A 15,658-nucleotide genomic window follows, 5' to 3' on the forward strand; every position below is an offset into this window, starting at 1 on the left:
CAGGATCACCCTTTCTTTTCTTTCTTGCGTCGCAGCAGTTCCCTGTATTTTGCCGCTTCCTGCATCGCTTTCTGCATATCATCACCGGCCGGATCTTCCTCAGCAGCCGGCTGTTTCTCTTCCTGCATCCACTTCGGCAGAGGTTCTTCTGCTTTAGCTTTTTCCGGTTTCTGTTTTTTTGACTGGAAAGCTTTCCGCTCTTCATGCTCCTGTTTAGCGAGCTGCATCGCCTCGGTTACGGTATTAATTTTTTTCCTCTTCCAATGGGAGGCTATTTTGAAAGCAAGCTGCTTGGAAAGCTTTCCGTTATTGACAATATATAAATAGTCGACAAGGACGTTAACGACTCCTGCCGGAAGATCATAATCGTGCATCAGCTGCTCAATTATCGAAATATCACCGTCAAATACTTTTGCTCCGCCGCTTAAGGCATGCAGGTATTCGATCGGGGAAGTCGTATCAAAATATTGGATCTGCACTTCTTCTTCCGACTGCGGCTGTCCTTTCACACTTGTCAGAGCAGGAGGCTGGGTACGCAGACCGAGCATAGGAGGCTTGTCGCTTTCCTGAAGGCGGTAGCGCCTCTTTGCTGCCTCCCGAAATTTCTTCCCGTCCAGATAATCCGTATGAAGCATCACGTCCTGAATCATGTAGGCCAGTTCTTCATTGGAAAATTTATATAAAAAGGAAACCTGCTGAATCAGTTTTCGGTTCGCCGGTTTATATAGTTCATCGCGGTTCACGAAAGCAGGCAGGTAGGCAGTTACGTCCTGCAGATCCATCGCTTCATCCATGGAATACGCTGCCTTTTTTTCCAGACCGCTGATATCAGAAGCGGAAGTAATAATCCCTTCCATCTCCTTGGACGTACTCTTCATCTCGGATGGATGCACAGAAGTAAACACTTCGCTGAATCCCTTCGTCAGCCGCTTCAACTCTTTCGTTTCCACCTGCTCCTTCACAAAGTACTCCCTGAGGGTCCTGTATCTGTCTTTACTGCCAATCCGGTTGTATAAATAAACACTGAGCAGTTCATCTTTAAAAAATTCCTGCGGACGCATCGGCATAAGGAGCTCATAATACATGACAGGCTCCTCTTCCCCGCCCTGATAACTTTCAAGAAGACCAAGTGCCTCAAGCTTTTTCCTTTCTTCAAACAGCATGGAAAGGTGCTGGCCGGTCTGGGTCATCCACTGCTTATGGACCCCTTTGATCCGCCCATCCGAATGCAGCCCTATTTCCGTTATAAGCGTCATATATAGGCTGAGGGCAACAGGACCGATGAGCGGCTGGTAAAGCATCATCATCGTATCAGCCCGTTCCGCGGAAAAATACCCGCTTGAAAAAGCAACAAACGGAGTCGTTGGAACAATTTCCTGCCACTGCATCATCTTCCCTCCTCATACGGAAAGGGCTGTCCCGACACATTCACTGGGACAGCCCCGGATACCTCTTCCGTCTGATCAATCCCGGTTTTCCCGGTTGATCAGTTCTTTTAATTCATCTACAAATACATTAATATCTTTGAACTGCCGGTAAACAGAAGCGAAACGCACGTAAGCAACGTCATCAATATCAGCCAGATGCTGCATTACGTATTCACCGATATCGTTGCTGCTGATTTCCGACTGTCCTCTGTTCCGCATTTCTTTCTCTACCTCAGTTGTCAGTTTCTCAAGACTCTCCAGCGGTACCGGTCGTTTTTCACACGCCCGCACAAGACCGCGCAGCAGCTTTTCCCTGCTGAATTCCTCCCTGTTGCCGTCTTTTTTCACGACAATAAGCGGAGTTTTTTCGACTCTTTCAAACGTCGTATACCTGTATCCACAGGATTCACATTCGCGCCGGCGTCTGATTGCCCGGCCTTCATCACTTGGACGGGAATCAAGCACTCTCGTTCCATTATGTTCGCAATGGGGACACTTCATCAGGTCCTCCTCTCCCGTCTAGCGGCTCAGTTCGCTGCCGAGACCCGTCCCGACAAAAGTAAGCCTTCCGTTTAATTCTTTATATAATTCCCTTATCAGACTTGCACTATGACCGAAATCTGTAAAAAGGATAGTATCCGTGTTTACAGAAAAATCAACTGCCGTTTTATACGGGCGGACCATAATGACGGTTATAACCATAAAAGCTTTTTTACCTTTGTTGATACGGACAATCATTTCTCCGTGCTCATCAGAAACTGAGCTGACTTCATAACCCTGTTTTTTGGAAAACATTGCATGCAGCTCATCGATCACTTTATCTTTCATTGCTTTATAGTAATGCGTCTGAAGTGTTTTGTCTTCGTTATCTTCGCTCGTTTCTGTCCGTGTACTGAATATTTTTTTTAGATTTTGTTTTAATCCCATATGCATACACCTCGCCTCTATAAGCATAGCAAGAAATGAAAGATAGTTCAATCGGACTTAAAGAGGAAATTCAAAAAAGCTCTCTTCCCACAGGAAAAGAGCTTTCACTTTCACTTCGTATACGTTTCTTCCGTTTTTAAAGGTGTTACTTCGATAGGCCCGATGCCCCGGGGTACTTCCACTACTTCTGATTTTCCCGCACCAAGTTCACGGGCAATATAATCAGATGCTACGTTCGGATCAATGATGTCTCCACACGTGTAAACATCAATACTTGCATATCCATGTTCCGGAAAACTATGAATCGTCAGGTGTGATTCGCTTATAATCACTACCCCGCTTACTCCCTGTGGTGCAAATTTATGAAAAGCAACTTCCCTTACTTCAGCACCTGCTTCGAGTGCTGCATTTACAAAGGTCCGCTCAATAAAAGTAACATCGTTTAATCTGTCAATATTGCACTGCCATAGTTCTGCAATGACGTGTCTTCCCATTGTATCCATCATGACACCCCCTAAATATTCAAAAACAAGTATCGTTTTCATCCTTTACTTAAGCATGTTCATTACTGGGGGCAAGTTAGTCCTGAGAGGTCCTAACCCTTTACATAAGCACACGCTGCGAGTAAAGATTACGAAAATCAGTATACTTTTTTTAAAGCAGTATTGCAAACTTTTTCTTCGCTTTTTGTGGTCCTATGTATTCCTTCCTTTATTTTATTAAACATAAACATCTGACTTCGAAGAAAAAGCCTGTCATCGTTTCGGGAAACGGAGAGCCTCCCCCGCAGTTCGAAAGGAAAGTTCCCATTCTAAAAACAAAAGGCTGACAGATTCACAAATAAAACCGGCTTCATCTATGAAAGACGAAGCCGGTTTTCAGATGCTGTCCCCGCGGCAGGTTAAGAAAAAGAGCTGCCCGCACTTTTAAACCAACTCTTGGCGCTGTATGGAGTTTTCTATCAGGAAGCAAATGTGCTGCGGTCCGCGTGCAGGTAGCTTCCTACGTGGTAAACCAGATCGAGGAGACGGCAGGAGTAGCCCCACTCATTATCGTACCAGGCCAGAACTTTCACCTGTTTCCCGTTAATAACCATCGTCGAATCCCCATCAATAATCGCAGAACGGTCATCCCCGTTAAAATCAATAGAAACGAGAGGATCATCTGTGTAGCCGATTATGCCCTGCATCTCGTTCATACCAGCTCTTTTTAGAATGTCATTAACTTCCGTTACGCTCGTTTCACGCTTAACATCAATTACCAGGTCCACCAGGGATACGTTCGGAGTAGGCACCCGCAGAGCAAGACCATGCAGTTTCCCTTCCATTTCCGGCAGGACCGAGGAAATGGCTTTAGCTGCTCCTGTAGTTGTCGGAATAATGGATTGACCACAGGCACGCGCACGGCGCAGATCTTTGTGCGGATTATCAATATTATTCTGGTCACCAGTAAAGGAATGGACGGTTGTCATCATTCCGGATTCAATACCAAGCTCTTCGTTCAGTACTTTCACAACCGGAGCGAGACAGTTCGTCGTACATGAAGCATTGGATATAACATCATGCTCTTTATGATCATAATCACCTTCATTTACTCCATACACAATCGTCACATCTTCATTCTTACCAGGAGCTGTTATGATTACTTTTTTGGCACCTGCCTTAATATGTTTCTCCGCCTCATGCCTTTCACGGAACTTCCCTGTCGCTTCCAGCACAACATCGATTCCAAGCTCTTTCCAGGGAAGCTGCTCCGGGTCCCGGGAATGAACAATTTCCACTTTCTTGCCGTCAACTATAAGCTGGTCCCCTGAGGCTTCCACCCTTTTTTCAAATGTACCATGGACCGTATCATAGTTAACCAGATGGGCAAGCGTCTCCGCCGGATAGCTGGCATTTATCGCTGCTATCTCTACTTTTTGATCCATCATCGCCTTACGAAAAACCATCCGCCCAATTCTCCCGAACCCATTAATCGCTACTCGTATCATGAGTACCCCTCCAAGCTATTGTGTTATATTATTTAAGCGTTTTCACAGATATAGTATAGCACATTTAAATTGTTTATGACTATATATTTTTGTGAAAGATTAGGATAATTATCCAGAAACAGGGGGGTGAATCAGACCCTGCCATCCAGGTGATAAAGAGCCCCTGTTTAATGAATGAAAATACCAATAGAATTAGTCCTTAAAAAACGAATGGTATATATAATCTCTGCTGCGGATGAACACTTTCTTTAATAAACAAACATGTAAATGGATAGGATAACCTGAATATAGTCCGCTCATTTATTAGTCAGAAAATACACTTATAAAATTGTTTACAATTAGAATTGCGATATTTCTTAAACGTAAAGCTACCTTGAAAACAAAGTATTGAAGCATTGAACGTGCGCTTTCGTTTCCATGGGGACGCTTTCCGGGCGGTCCGGCCTCAGCTAATCCCTTCCTCCCTGCGGTCGGAGGGATGGATCTTCGACTCGTCCTTGATCGCCCCGTGTCCACTCCAGCTTACGATAAAAAGACAGAACAGAACCCGCCTTCTAAATAAAGAAGTCCTCTTCTGACTATCATTCATTCAACCTGTATAGAGGGGAGGTTCCATTCCTACATAAGGCCATTTTCATCAAACATGGTGCAAAAATTTTGCATGAATGTCTTTGTTAAAGTCCAAGGTTCTTACGCAAAAAAGGGAACTTGGCTTTCCAACTTACGATTACAGAAGGTAACTTTACTTAAAAAGCTGTCGGGCCAGGCTTAAACGATAGAAGTTTCAAGGGTGAAATTAGCTTTTTTGTCAGATATAGTTCGTTTCCCCAAACGTGCGTAAGAACCAAGTCCAGTGTTGATAAATGTAGAAAACTTCGCTATAACTGACCTGCCGTGGAGGAGATTTCCGGGTAGGACCTGCGTTCCGTGGGATCTTCCAATCTCCTTCTTCCACGGGCATGTTTCCGCTTCGTTTTTTGCCATGAAAGAGACGTACTTCTGTTTTTTAACGAACAATATTTCTCATTCCGTAAAACCGGGGTCAGGGAAGAGACGCCTGCGGAAAAAGAAATCGGGAAGATCCTCCCGGACGTCAGGGAAGCCGCATGCCCGGCAGGCGGAAGAGCCGCAGGCACTCCAATAACAACACGAAGCATTAAACAGAGCCAAACGTAAAAAAGCCATGACAAAATACTGTCATGACTTAAGATGCTTTTGTATCTGCACCCTTCTTTCTGCAGCGAACGGCGGGGACTCATGAGGGTACAGAAGAGAAATGGAGTACGCACCAGGCTCTGCCTATGAGTTTGTTAGTTTTTCGATAAGCTCTTCAACCTGACGCTCCGTATCATCAAGCGTTCCGGAGTTATCAATTAAGAAATCCGCTTCTTTCCTTTTCTTCTCTATAGAAAGCTGGGAAGAGATCCGTCGGGAAGCTTCTTCCTCCGAATACCCATTCCGCTCCATTAAACGCTGTTTCTGCACCTCTTCCGGAACATAAACAACGAGAACTTCATCGATTAAATAATAGAGATCGTTTTCAATAAGAAGCGGGATATCGAGAACGATGAGTTTTTCCCCTTCCCTCTCCGCTTCTTCTGCACGGCTCTTCATTTCAAGGCGAACTGCAGGATGTACAATGCTGTTCAGCTTTTCTCTTTCTTCCGGATGTTCAAACACGATATCACCGAGTTTTTTCCGGTTCAGTGTCCCGTCTTCGTACAGAACAGATTTACCGAAATACTCTACAATTTCTTCCAGAGCCGGCTTACCCGGTTCTACTACTTCTCTGGAAATAATGTCTGCATCAATTACCGGATAGCCGCGGTCCCTGAACATTCCTGTAACTGTACTTTTTCCTGTAGCAATACTGCCGGTCAGTCCTAATTTCATACATGCACCTTCCTTTCTGCTGGTTGACATGAAGGACAGATATGCGTGCCTCTGCCCCCCACAATAGAACGGGTAATGATACTGCCGCACGTATAGCAGGGTTCATTTTTCCTTCCGTAAACGTTCAGCTGCTGCTGAAACAGTCCCATTTCCCCCTGTCCGTTCACGTAGGATTTAACAGATGATCCACCTGCATCCACCGCTTCCTGAAGGATAACGACCACAGAGTCATGTATAGCTTCCGCTTCCTCCTGAGTAATCGTATGGGCGGGTTTTTCAGGATGGACTCCTGCCCGGAATAAAACTTCGTCTACGTAAATATTACCGAGCCCGACAATTTTTGTCTGATCAAGCAGCTGTGTTTTGACTGCCCGGATTGAAGAGAGTTTCGACTGCAGGACTTTAACCGTAAAAGCATCATCCAACGGTTCCGGGCCAAGCTGGCGCAGCGGAAGATGATTAAATTCAGTCCCTTTCAAGAAAATATGCATCGTCCCAAACTGCCTTACATCGGTATAACGAAGCTCTGTTTTGTCTGTAAACACAAAGCGTACATGTGTATGCTTATCTACCGGCGCTCCTTTTTCAAACATACCGTAGCGTCCTTCCATCCGCAGGTGGGAGACTATCACATCATCCTCCAGGATCAGCCGCAGGAATTTGCCTCTTCTTTCCACTCCTTCAAACGTCTGGCCCGTAAGCGTATGACGAAACTCTTCGATATCATCCGGACGCTGGATGATGCGCGGCAGAGTAATCACGACATCTTGAATCGTTTTACCGACAATCAATTCCGACAGGGTGCGTTTTACTGTTTCTACTTCCGGAAGCTCCGGCATTTCGATCCCTCCTGTCTATTTCGCATCGTACCACGTCTTGCCATAATCCACATCCGCAATAAGAGGTACATCGATTTCTATAGCCGACTCCATTACTTTTTTTACCACTTCCGAAAAAGATTCAACCTCATTTTCCGGTACTTCAAAAATAAGTTCATCATGAACCTGCAGCAGCATGACGGCTTTTGTTTTTTCTTTGTCCATTGCTTTATCCATATCTACCATCGCTTTTTTAATAATGTCTGCAGCGCTTCCCTGAATCGGGGTATTCATTGCAGTTCTTTCAGCAAAGCTCCGCAGATTAAAGTTCCGGCTCGTAATCTCAGGAAGGTAGCGGCGCCGGTTCATCATCGTCGTCACATATCCTTTTTCCCTTGCTTCTTCAATGCTTGAATCCATATATTCACTTACTCCGGGATAACTTTCCAGATATTTGTCAATGAAACTCTGTGCCTGTTTACGCGTGATGCCGAGACTCTGGGAAAGACCGTAATCGCTGATCCCGTAAACGATGCCGAAGTTGACCGCTTTAGCGGTCCTGCGCATCGCCGACGTGACTTTTGCTTCCTCGACCTCAAATACATCCATTGCCGTTTTCGTATGAATGTCCATGCCATGACGGAAAGCTTCAATTAAATTTTCGTCTCCCGATATGTGGGCGAGCACCCTCAGTTCAATCTGAGAATAATCTGCAGCCAGAATATAGGAATTATCTTTCGATGGCACAAACGCGTGCCTGATTCTGCGGCCTTCTTCCAGTCGGATCGGGATATTCTGCAGGTTTGGTTCTGTTGAACTCAAACGTCCAGTCTGCGTCAGGGCCTGGTTAAACATCGTGTGAATTTTTCCAGTTTTATTATGAATCGCTTTAATAAGACCTTCAATATAGGTGGAATTCAATTTACTCAGCTGACGGTAAAGAAGTATTTCCGGAATAATTTCATGCTGATCCTGTAATTTTTCCAGAACATCTGCCGAAGTTGAATAACCGGTTTTCGTTTTCTTCAAAGGAGGAAGATCCATTTTTTCAAACAAAATTTCTCCGAGCTGTTTTGGGGAATTGATATTAAAAACCGTTCCTGCCATATCATGAATCTTCGTTTCTATTTCCTGCAGTCTTTCTGTTAAACCTTCTCCTATTTTTTCAAGTTCCTCTTTATCGATTGCGACCCCATGACGCTCCATTCTTCCAAGAATAATCGACAGGGGCATTTCAAGCTCCGTCAAGAGTTCCAGCTGTTCATTTTCCTGAAGCTCTTTTTCAAGATCCGGCTTCAATTCCAGTACAGCCGCTGCTTTTCGTCCTACATGCTGGGCAAGTACTGCTTCTTCCGGAACGTGCATTTTTTTCCCTTTTCCGTAGACGGTTTCATCCCGCTGCACCTGCATGCCTTTTTTACGTTTGGCAATATCCGCCATTTCGTGGGAAGCTGCCCCCGGATCAATTAAATAAGACGCCATCTGTCCGTCGAAGATCACACCTTCCAGAGGGATATCCTGCCACGCGAGCCCTACAACCGCTCGCTTTGCGTTAAAGACAATTTTCTCCTGTGATTCATCTTTTGCCCATTCTTTAAAGGTGCTGCTCTTTGCCAGAACTTCCGGACTCAGAAAGTACACTCCGGTTTCGTTTGCCAGAGCTCCGCCAACGATCGTTGCATTGTGATAATTTTCTTCCAGAGATTCAATGACAAGAGCGGAAGGAGTGGCGAGCATCGATGGATCGAGGTCGTCAATCACCTGCACCTCAACATCTTCCAGCTGTTCTTCTCCTGCCGCTCCGCCGTCTGGATCAATTCTGTCAATAAGCGAAGAAAACTCCAGATCACGGAACAGCTCCAGGAGGGCAGGCGTGTTTCTTTCTCCCAGGGAAAGGTCCTCCAGGGTCATCTTAAGCGGTACTTCAGTCAGGATCGTAGCCAGCTTTTTACTCATGACCGCCTGCTGTTCATTTTCAACGAGCTTTTCCTTCATCTTCTTTCCGGAAACAGATTCTATATTTTCATAGACCCCTTCGAGCGTATCGTGGGCGGCCAGCAGTTTAAGAGCCGTTTTCTCACCGATGCCCGGCACACCGGGTATATTATCGGAACTGTCTCCCATCAGTCCTTTCATATCGATGATCTGAGACGGCTTCAAGCCGTATTTCTCCTGAAGTTGTTTCAGGTCATATGTATCTACATTCGTGATGCCTTTGCGAAGCAGAGCTACATGAATTTTTTCATCCACAAGCTGCAGGAGATCCTTATCTCCTGTAAAGATTTTTGTTTCCCATCCTTCTTTTTCGGCACGTTTCGCCAGCGTTCCGATAATATCATCTGCTTCATAATTTTCCACTTCTTCGTAAGCGATATTAAATGCCTTCACCAGGTCACGCATAAGCGGCAGCTGTTCAGCCAGCTCCGGCGGTGTCTTCTGGCGTGTTCCTTTATATTCTTTATACGTTTCATGGCGGAAAGTTGTTTTTCCGGCGTCGAAAGCTATAAGCATATGGGCCGGCTCTTCCTCTTCCAATATTTTTAAAAGCATCGTTGTAAACCCGTAAACGGCATTTGTATAAACACCTTTTTCATTGTTCAACAAAGGCAGAGCAAAGAATGCCCGGTAAGCGACACTGTTTCCGTCCACAAGGACTAATTTATCAGCCAAACAAAACACCCCGATTCTATATATTTCTATTGTTTATTTTATCATGAATACAGTCAGATGACATATCGGGCTTCTTTTATACCGTTATACAGGTATAACGAGACGGAAACAATCTGTGAAAGATCCGGGGCGGCAGAAGCAAAAAAAAGACCGAAAGCCAAGGGGGAGGCTTTCGGTCTTCAAAGGGGAGGCTTCAACTATCCGGACTCTTCGGCCCCGAACAGTTAAAACAGTTCACGTTCCTAAGTATACGCCCCAATTGCTAAGATAACTTTAAGCAAACGTAAAGAATCTGTAAACGTCACTCTTTTTCTTCAAAAGGTTTTCTGGACAATTCCAGCCTGAACGTTGTGCCCTTCCCGGGTTTACTGTCTACAGAAATTTTTGCATGATGGGCTTCTGCAAGATGTTTTACAATTGCCAGCCCCAGACCGGTCCCTCCGGAATTTCTGCTGCGTGCTCTATCCACTCTGTAAAAGCGTTCAAAAATACGCGGGATTTCTTTTTTCGTAATCCCTATACCGGTATCGGAAACTTCAATCACTACGTTCTCCTCCTGACCGCGGACACGAATACGAATATCCCCGCCCTGCGGTGTATAGACAATCGCATTGTTAATAAGGTTAATAAGCACCTGTTTCAGTCTTGCAGAGTCTGCGAGAACTTTTACATTTCCATCTGTCTTCGTATAGAGGTTCATATCTTTCTCTTTCGCTTTATCTGCAAGCATTGTCGTTACTTCAGAAGTCAGCACCGCGAGATCCACCTCTTCCCAGTTCAAATTGAAATGTTCCCCTTCAATTCTCGAAAGCTCCAGGAGGTCCGAAATTAATACTTCCAGTCGTTCCGATTCCTTTGCAATAATCGTGAGAAATTTTTCGCGCAGATCTTCGTCATGCATCGCACCATCTAAAAGCGTTTCCGTAAATCCTTTTAAAGAAGTAACCGGCGTCTTCAGCTCATGCGAAACATTGGCTACAAAATCTTTTCTTGTCTGCTCCAATTTTTTTAATTCTGTAATGTCGTGAAAAACGAGAACGATATCTTTTAATTTTTCGTCCTGGCCGATAATGGGAGCCCCGTGTACATCAAAGTGTTTCATATAAATGCCCGCCGGCCATCTCATTTGTCTCTGAAGAGGTTTTTCAAGCATAAAAATTTCCTGAATGAACTTGATTACTTTTTTATGTTTGATCACATTATAATAAACCTGATTAAGCCATGCATCCGTCTCTTCCTCAAACACATCTTTGCAGGACTGGTTCATCAGGGTAATGTCACCTTTTGAATTAATCAGAAGGAGAGCACTTCCCATATTTTCAATCAACGTTTCCAGCCTTTCCTGCTGGTTTTCATACGTTTTCGTTATCTGATCCAGATTTTCTGCCAGAACATTAATCGAGCGGTTTAATTCACCGGTTTCAACCTGCAGGCCTTCGTACGTGCGGGCCTTGAAATTTCCCCTCGCAAGTTCGTTGGCTACCCTTCTGGCGTCTTCAATTGGTTTGATCAATTCATTGGTCAGTTTCGAAGTGAAACCAAGAATAATAAGAAAGGCAATCAAAAAGGAAACGAAAATAAGAATCCAGACATTCTGGTATACCTCGTTTAATTCACTCATCTCCAGGGAGAGCCTCAAGTAACCAACTTCCTCTTCCTCCAGAAAAAATGGTTCCGCATAGTAGAGCATTTCCTCGTTGACAGTTTCACTGTAGCGGACTACAGAAGAACTCCCTCCACTTTCTGCTGCCTGCTGAATTTCGGGGCGGTTCAAATGGTTATCCATCGTCTCCGGGTCGGTTTCACTTTCTGCAAGCACTCCACCCTCCAGATCTATAATCGTAATTCTGGCATCGAGTCTGTCAGCAATTTCTCTAACTCTGCCATTCATCGTTTCCTCAGGTGTGAAATTTGTTTCAGCCAGTGAATAGGCAACGACAGAAGCTTCTTTTTCGAGTCTGTCGCTCATTCTCTCCTGATAAAACCCTTGAATAAAAGGTCCCAGGATGGTACCAAGGCTGGCCAGCACAAGAAGTATAATCAGTAACAGAGGCAGAATCAGACGCAGCCGGTAACTATTCATCTTTAGCCGGATCCTCGAGCTTATACCCAAGCCCCCGGACCGTTTTTATATATACAGGTTTTCTTGTAGACGGTTCAATCTTTTCTCTCAGGTGACTGATGTGGACATCCACAATCCGGGTATCTCCTACAAAGTCGTAATTCCAGACAGAGTTAAGCAGCTGATCTCTCGTCAGTACCCTTCCCTTATGAGACATTAAGTACAGAAGCAGTTCAAATTCTTTCGGAGTGAGTTCCAGAGCAGTTCCCCGAAGATAAACTTCATAATTATCCGGGAAAATATCAACGTCTCCAATGGTTAGTTTATTCATCTTCTGTTTTTTCGCCGGGTCCGGTTCACTTGCCTGGGAACGCCTCAGAATAGCACGTACACGGGCAACTACTTCTCTTGGGCTGAATGGTTTCGTCAAGTAGTCGTCTGCACCCAGCTCAAGTCCCAGCACCTTATCAAATTCATCGTCTTTGGCAGTAAGCATTAAAATCGGCGTCACAATTTTGTGCTGCCGCAGCTCTTTACAAACTTCGAGACCGTCCATTTCTGGAAGCATTAAATCCAATATAATAAGGTCATACTTGTTTTCAAGAGCCTTATTTAAGGCAGTCTGTCCATCCATCGCGCTCGTAACTTCAAATCCTCCCTGTTCCAAATTAAATTGCAGCAGTGTAAGTATAGATTCTTCATCGTCAACAATCAGCAGTTTCTGTGCCATCGTTTTCTCCCCCATTTCTATCAGCATATCCCCTCATATGCACGAATAACTGTGCGAACTTACCCCTTACTTTTATCTTACTATACTTTCGAATGATGACAAGATTCATGAATCAATTTGCTGAAGACAATTTATGTACAGGTGTACGGTTCGCTGCTTCCGCCGGGAAGGGAAGGAGAGACATAGACCATAAATAGAATAAATAGTCTGGAATGATAACTTAATCAGCACTCTGAAAAAGGGGCTGTCCCATAAGTCGACAGCGTCGACGGGACAGCCCCTTTTCTTTTATACCCTTAAAAATTTTCAAATGTGACCGATTCTTCTGTCATAGGCTTCCACGGATGCGGAGGGAATACGACCATCCTGGCCTGAAGCACAGTATCGTTCATTTCATCGATGCCGTCTGCTTCGATGACCACTTCCTCATTCGTATCATCGACCTCCGTAACAGTAAGTTTCAAATGAAGCCTGCTGTAGTGATACATCGGTTTTTCAAAACGAATAAATTGTTCTTTAATGACCGATCCCGGACCAGGAAGGTTCATAGAGACTGCAGAAGTGATAAAGCCCGTGAGCATCAGCTGGGGGACAATCGGCCTTTTATAAGGAGTACGAGAGGCATAATCATGTTGAATATAAGCCGGGTTCGCATCATCGCTGAAACCAAGATAAAGCAGAATCTCCCTGTCGTTTACCGTATGTTCACACGTATATTCGTCTCCTATTTTTATCTCTTTCATCGTTTTACCTATTTTTTTCCGCTTGGAAAACAAATCCAAACCCTCCCTTCCTCAAAAAGAGAACGCTTTCAATTTTTACAGAAAGAAAAGCTGAGAAAATCCCAGCTTTTCTTTTCTATAGAGCCTGCATAACTTTCTTCACTGACTCTGCAGATTTATCAAGTTCTTTTCGTTCATCATCTGTCAGGTCGATTTCAAGTACTTTTTCAAGCCCGTCTCCGCCGATAACAGTCGGAACTCCAAGGTACATATCACTGTAGCCGTATTCGCCTTCAAGATAGGCAATTGTCGGCAGGATACGCTTTTTGTCCTTCAAGATGGCTTCTACCATCTGCACAATGGAAGCAGCGGGAGCATAATACGCACTGCCATTACCAAGAAGGTTGACGATTTCACCACCGCCTTTTCGTGTGCGTTCGACAATGGCGTCGAGACGATCTTTTGAAATAAGCTTTTCAAGCGGGATACCGCCGGCGAAACTGTATCGGAGCATAGGAACCATATCATCTCCGTGTCCGCCGAGTACGAATCCCTGTACGTCTTCTACAGAAACATTAAGCTCCTGAGCGACAAACGTATTGAAGCGTGACGTATCCAGGACTCCTGACTGGCCGATAACACGATTTTTGGAAAAGCCGGATTCCTGAAAAACAGCATAGGTCATCGCATCCACCGGATTAGTTAATACGATGATAAAGCAGTCAGGTGAATGTTTGACGATTTCCTTCGTTACACTGCGCATAATTCCTGCGTTCGTGCTGATCAGGTCATCCCGGCTCATTCCGGGCTTTCTTGGTATTCCAGCTGTAATCACAACTACATCTGATCCTGCTGTATCAGCATAATCGGATGTCCCGGTAATATTGGCATCAAAACCTTGAACCGGAGAAGCCTCGAGCATATCGAGTGCTTTTCCTTTCGTAGGATCTTCGTTATCCGGAATGTCGACCATTACAACGTCGCCAAGTTCTTTCTGTGCAGCCATAAGTGCTGTCGTAGCGCCGGTAAAGCCGCTTCCTACAACTGTGATCTTTCTACGTTTAATTGTTGCCATATTCCTGCACACTCCTTTGCCAGAGTTTGTGAAAGTTTTTATTATCCGAGGTTCTTAATCAGAGCATCTCCGAATTCAGAACATTTCACTTCTGTAGCGCCGTCCATGAGACGTGCGAAGTCATACGTTACTGTCTTTTCAGCAATCGTTTTATCCATTGCATTTTCAATCATGTCTGCAGCTTCGCCCCATCCGAGGTGACGCAGCATGAGCACTCCTGACAGAAGAACGGAAGAAGGATTAACCTTGTCCTGTCCTGCATATTTAGGAGCCGTTCCGTGGGTAGCTTCAAAAATCGCATGACCGGAATCATAGTTAATGTTTGCACCCGGCGCTATACCAATACCGCCTACCTGGGCAGCAAGAGCATCAGATACATAATCTCCGTTCAGGTTCATAGTCGCTACCACATCAAACTCTTTTGGACGGGTAAGAATCTGTTGAAGGAAAATATCTGCAATAGAGTCTTTAACGATAATTTTACCGTCTGCTTCCGCTTTGTCCTGAACCGCATTTGCTTCTTCTTTGCCTTTTTCGTCTACGATGCGGTCATATTCAGCCCATGTGAAGACTTTATCTCCGAACTCACGCTCAGCAAGCTCGTAACCCCATGTTTTGAAAGCACCTTCCGTAAATTTCATGATATTTCCTTTATGAACGAGGGTTACGTTTTTACGGCCCTCATCCAGTGCATACTGAATAGCAGAACGGACAAGACGCTCTGTTCCTTCACGGGAAACCGGCTTAATACCGATACCTGAAGAATCCGGGAAGCGGATTTTATCTGCACCCATTTCATTCTGTAGAAAATCGATAAGCTTTTTCACTTCCGGTGTTCCTTCCTGGAATTCAATACCAGCGTAAATGTCTTCTGAATTCTCACGGAAAATAACCATATCTGTATCTTCAGGTCGTTTAACTGGGGAAGGGACCCCTTTATACCACCGTACTGGACGAAGACATGCAAATAAATCAAGCTCTTGACGAAGCGCTACGTTCAATGAACGGAAACCGCCGCCGATTGGCGTTGTCAGAGGACCTTTAATAGCGATCATATATTCACGAATCGTTTCCAGCGTTTCGTTTGGAAGCCACTCGCCTGTCTTATCGTGTGCCTTTTGACCTGCAAGTACTTCTTTCCACTCAATACCCTTCTGGCCGTTATAGGCTTTATCAACAGCTGCTTCGATAACCCGGGAAGAAGCTTTCCAGATATCCGGTCCGATACCGTCCCCTTCAATGTAAGGGATAATCGGCTTATCCGGTACGTTTAATACTCCATTATTTACTGTAATTTTTTGACTTGACATAAATCAAATACCTCCTAATAATAGTTCGTTTATT

General features: G+C 44.7%; 13 protein-coding genes. All 13 read right to left on the reverse strand.

Annotation, left to right across the window (positions count from 1 at the left end):
* Positions 1 to 5: 5 nt before the first annotated feature.
* Positions 6 to 1,391, reverse strand: a complete 1,386-nt coding sequence (locus tag FTX54_RS12695; protein ID WP_147803423.1) for a replication initiation and membrane attachment family protein — start codon at positions 1,389 to 1,391, stop codon at positions 6 to 8.
* A gap of 72 nt (positions 1,392 to 1,463) precedes the next feature.
* Positions 1,464 to 1,928, reverse strand: coding sequence for a transcriptional regulator NrdR (nrdR, locus tag FTX54_RS12700; RefSeq protein ID WP_147803422.1), 465 nt, complete (start codon positions 1,926 to 1,928; stop codon positions 1,464 to 1,466).
* Positions 1,929 to 1,946: 18 nt separating this feature from the next.
* Entirely contained in the window at positions 1,947 to 2,354 is a 408-nt protein-coding gene (locus tag FTX54_RS12705; protein WP_147803421.1) for a DUF1499 domain-containing protein, read from the reverse strand.
* Between the two features lie 110 nt (positions 2,355 to 2,464).
* Entirely contained in the window at positions 2,465 to 2,857 is a 393-nt protein-coding gene (speD, locus tag FTX54_RS12710) for an adenosylmethionine decarboxylase (RefSeq protein ID WP_147803612.1), read from the reverse strand.
* 458 nt (positions 2,858 to 3,315) lie between these two features.
* On the reverse strand, positions 3,316 to 4,344 hold the full coding sequence (locus FTX54_RS12715; RefSeq protein ID WP_147803420.1) for a glyceraldehyde-3-phosphate dehydrogenase: 1,029 nt from the start codon (positions 4,342 to 4,344) through the stop codon (positions 3,316 to 3,318).
* Positions 4,345 to 5,643: 1,299 nt separating this feature from the next.
* Entirely contained in the window at positions 5,644 to 6,237 is a 594-nt protein-coding gene (gene coaE / locus FTX54_RS12720; RefSeq protein WP_147803418.1) for a dephospho-CoA kinase, read from the reverse strand.
* A complete protein-coding gene (gene mutM, locus FTX54_RS12725) occupies positions 6,234 to 7,076 on the reverse strand; it encodes a DNA-formamidopyrimidine glycosylase (RefSeq protein WP_147803417.1) in 843 nt (280 codons plus the stop codon). The genes coaE and mutM overlap by 4 nt, the downstream gene beginning before the upstream one ends.
* A gap of 15 nt (positions 7,077 to 7,091) precedes the next feature.
* The gene (gene polA, locus FTX54_RS12730) at positions 7,092 to 9,725 is read right to left on the reverse strand and encodes a DNA polymerase I (protein ID WP_147803416.1); all 2,634 of its coding nucleotides are present in this window, start codon (positions 9,723 to 9,725) and stop codon (positions 7,092 to 7,094) included.
* 301 nt (positions 9,726 to 10,026) lie between these two features.
* Positions 10,027 to 11,808: a two-component system histidine kinase PnpS gene (gene pnpS / locus FTX54_RS12735; protein WP_147803415.1), complete on the reverse strand. Its 1,782-nt coding sequence runs from the start codon at positions 11,806 to 11,808 to the stop codon at positions 10,027 to 10,029.
* Positions 11,801 to 12,517 (reverse strand): response regulator transcription factor, encoded by a 717-nt coding sequence (locus FTX54_RS12740; protein ID WP_147803414.1) that lies wholly within the window; start codon positions 12,515 to 12,517, stop codon positions 11,801 to 11,803. Before FTX54_RS12740 ends, pnpS begins: the two co-directional genes overlap by 8 nt.
* 296 nt (positions 12,518 to 12,813) lie before the next feature.
* Positions 12,814 to 13,293: a MaoC/PaaZ C-terminal domain-containing protein gene (locus FTX54_RS12745; protein ID WP_147803413.1), complete on the reverse strand. Its 480-nt coding sequence runs from the start codon at positions 13,291 to 13,293 to the stop codon at positions 12,814 to 12,816.
* Positions 13,294 to 13,375: 82 nt separating this feature from the next.
* Complete coding sequence (gene mdh, locus FTX54_RS12750; protein ID WP_147803412.1) at positions 13,376 to 14,314, reverse strand: malate dehydrogenase; 939 nt, start codon at positions 14,312 to 14,314, stop codon at positions 13,376 to 13,378.
* 41 nt (positions 14,315 to 14,355) lie between these two features.
* The gene (icd, locus tag FTX54_RS12755; protein ID WP_147803411.1) at positions 14,356 to 15,624 is read right to left on the reverse strand and encodes an NADP-dependent isocitrate dehydrogenase; all 1,269 of its coding nucleotides are present in this window, start codon (positions 15,622 to 15,624) and stop codon (positions 14,356 to 14,358) included.
* Positions 15,625 to 15,658 lie beyond the last annotated feature (34 nt).

It is taken from the genome of Alkalicoccus halolimnae (assembly GCF_008014775.2).
Classification (GTDB): domain Bacteria; phylum Bacillota; class Bacilli; order Bacillales; family Salisediminibacteriaceae; genus Alkalicoccus; species Alkalicoccus halolimnae.

What these genes read in the sequence shown, in the direction of transcription:
- mutM (WP_147803417.1), bottom strand. Translation starts at nt 7,076, where the DNA reads ATGCCGGAGCTTCCGGAAGTAGAAACAGTAAAACGCACCCTGTCGGAA.
- icd (WP_147803411.1), bottom strand. Translation starts at nt 15,624, where the DNA reads ATGTCAAGTCAAAAAATTACAGTAAATAATGGAGTATTAAACGTACCG.
- pnpS (WP_147803415.1), bottom strand. Translation starts at nt 11,808, where the DNA reads ATGAATAGTTACCGGCTGCGTCTGATTCTGCCTCTGTTACTGATTATA.
- FTX54_RS12695 (WP_147803423.1), bottom strand. Translation starts at nt 1,391, where the DNA reads ATGATGCAGTGGCAGGAAATTGTTCCAACGACTCCGTTTGTTGCTTTT.
- coaE (WP_147803418.1), bottom strand. Translation starts at nt 6,237, where the DNA reads ATGAAATTAGGACTGACCGGCAGTATTGCTACAGGAAAAAGTACAGTT.
- mdh (WP_147803412.1), bottom strand. Translation starts at nt 14,314, where the DNA reads ATGGCAACAATTAAACGTAGAAAGATCACAGTTGTAGGAAGCGGCTTT.
- FTX54_RS12705 (WP_147803421.1), bottom strand. Translation starts at nt 2,354, where the DNA reads ATGGGATTAAAACAAAATCTAAAAAAAATATTCAGTACACGGACAGAA.
- speD (WP_147803612.1), bottom strand. Translation starts at nt 2,857, where the DNA reads ATGGATACAATGGGAAGACACGTCATTGCAGAACTATGGCAGTGCAAT.
- FTX54_RS12740 (WP_147803414.1), bottom strand. Translation starts at nt 12,517, where the DNA reads ATGGCACAGAAACTGCTGATTGTTGACGATGAAGAATCTATACTTACA.
- nrdR (WP_147803422.1), bottom strand. Translation starts at nt 1,928, where the DNA reads ATGAAGTGTCCCCATTGCGAACATAATGGAACGAGAGTGCTTGATTCC.
- FTX54_RS12715 (WP_147803420.1), bottom strand. Translation starts at nt 4,344, where the DNA reads ATGATACGAGTAGCGATTAATGGGTTCGGGAGAATTGGGCGGATGGTT.